General features: G+C 72.7%; 2 protein-coding genes. Both read left to right on the top strand.

Annotated elements, in window-relative coordinates:
• The first annotated feature begins 261 nt into the window (after window positions 1-261).
• Complete coding sequence (locus AWW66_RS31995) at window positions 262-1,653, top strand: glycoside hydrolase family 43 protein (RefSeq protein WP_067374531.1); 1,392 nt, start codon at window positions 262-264, stop codon at window positions 1,651-1,653.
• 107 nt (window positions 1,654-1,760) lie between these two features.
• The coding region (locus tag AWW66_RS31990; RefSeq protein ID WP_157528309.1) for a hypothetical protein at window positions 1,761-1,992 on the top strand (232 nt) is incomplete at its 3' end.

Here is a 1,992-nt window from a genome sequence, read left to right as displayed (position 1 = left end):
CGCCGACGCCGCACCGGGCCGGATCCGGCCTTGCCGTCCCGTTGAGCCCGGCGTATGTTAGCGATCACATCGACGCCTCTATATCACGTTGAACGCATCCGGAGGGAGATCGACAGGCCAGTCGGGGGCACCACGCGCCCCACCCACCGGCCCCGACGGCGGGCACCCCACCCCTTCCGCACCGACCTGCCGCGCGCACCACCACCCCACCCGTGGGCTCGACCGCCCGCGCACCGTCCCGCCGCCAGAAAGGTCGACACCGTGCTCCTCAGCCGACGAGCGTTCGCCCTGGGCGCCCTCGCCTCCTCCGCCCTCGCCGCCACCGGCGTGGCCGCCACCCCGCGCGCCGCCCGGGCGGCCACGAACACCGCCTACGTCTGGGCCTACTTCACGGAGACGCCGACCTTCCAGGGGGCGAACTACGGCCTGCACCTGGCGGTCAGCCGGGACGGCCTGAACTGGACGCCGCTGAACCAGAACAACCCGGTCGCCACCCCCACGGCCGGCACCCTCGGCCTGCGTGACCCGTTCGTCTTCCGCAAGCAGGACGGCACCTTCGGCGTGATCGCGACCGACCTGATCGGCACCGACTTCGGCCGCAACAGCCCGTACCTGCACGTGTGGGACTCGACGAACCTGACCGGCTTCACCGGGTACCGCCTGCTGCGGATGCACTCGTACCCCACCCACACCTGGGCGCCCACCGTCTTCTGGGACGCCGCCCGGGGGCAGTACGGCATCGTGTACTCCAACAACAACGGCGGGCAGGACGTCTTCCTGGTCAACTACACGTCCGACTTCCGCACGGTCAGCGCGCCGCAGGTCTACTTCAGTCCGGGCTTCCCGGTCCTCGACGGCGACATCGTGGTCGACGGCGGCGTCACGTACCTCTACTACAAGAACCTCGCCAACGGGTACCTGTACGGGGCGCGGTCCGGCACCGGCGCGCCGAACAGCTTCACCACGTACACCGGCGGGCTGCGGCAGGGCAACGCCATCGAGGGGCCGCTGCTGGTCAAGCGGAACGAGGGCACCGGGTGGTGGCTGTGGGGCGACTCCTTCAGCCCGGTCAACAACGACTTCTACGCCTGGTCGACCGGCAGCATCGGCGGCACCTCGTGGAGCGCGCTGAACCAGCGCGACTACACCCCGCCGCTGAACGTGAAGCACGGGTCGATCCTGGGCATCACCGACGCGGAGTACGCCGGCCTGGTCTCCCGGTGGGGCACCCCCGCCTGGGTACGGCTGAAGTCGTCCAACTTCCCCGACCGGTACGTGCGGCACACCGGTGGTCAGGCCCGGCTCGACGCGTACCCGTTCGACCCGTACCGCGACCAGTTGTGGCGGATGGTGCCGGGGTTGGCCGACGCCGCCGGGGTGTCCTTCGAGTCGGTCAACGTCCCCGGCTCGTACCTGCGACACAGCGGGTACGTGCTGCGGCTCGACCCGAACGACAACAGCGCCACGTTCCGGGCCGACGCCACCTTCCACCGCACCCCGGGCCTGGCCGACGCCGCGTGGTCGTCGCTGCGGTCGCACAACGTCCCGACCCACTACCTCCGGCACGCCGGCTACCAGTTGCGCATCGACCCGCTCGGCAGTGGCTCCAGCGCCGGCGACCGGCAGGACGCCACCTTCCGCCTCACACCGTAGCGCCGGGACCGGGCGGGCCGGGGAACCCGCACCCCGGCCCGCCCGGTCACCGCTGCGCCCCACCCTCCGCCGGCCGTCCCCGGTTCCGCGCCACCACCAGCCGAAAGGTGCTCGGTGTCCAGACCATGCCCACCGCCGACCACGTCCCCCGCCGCCCGTCGACCGACACCGGCGCCGACCACGGCGGCGCGGTGATCGGCGTCGGCGCCGGGTCGCCCCGGTCCCGTACCGGCCGTCCGCACCCGCGGCTCACCATGCACGGTGGCCGCCACGCGGGCGGCGCGTGGGTGGCGCGCGGGTCCGGCCCCGGCGCGCCGGAGCACCTGTGGCGGTTCGCGC

Origin of the sequence: Micromonospora rosaria, from assembly GCF_001567585.1 — a bacterium.
GTDB lineage: Bacteria > Actinomycetota > Actinomycetes > Mycobacteriales > Micromonosporaceae > Micromonospora > Micromonospora rosaria.
Note: the sequence above shows the minus strand (reverse complement) of the source record. Positions and strands in the feature narration are given on the sequence as shown.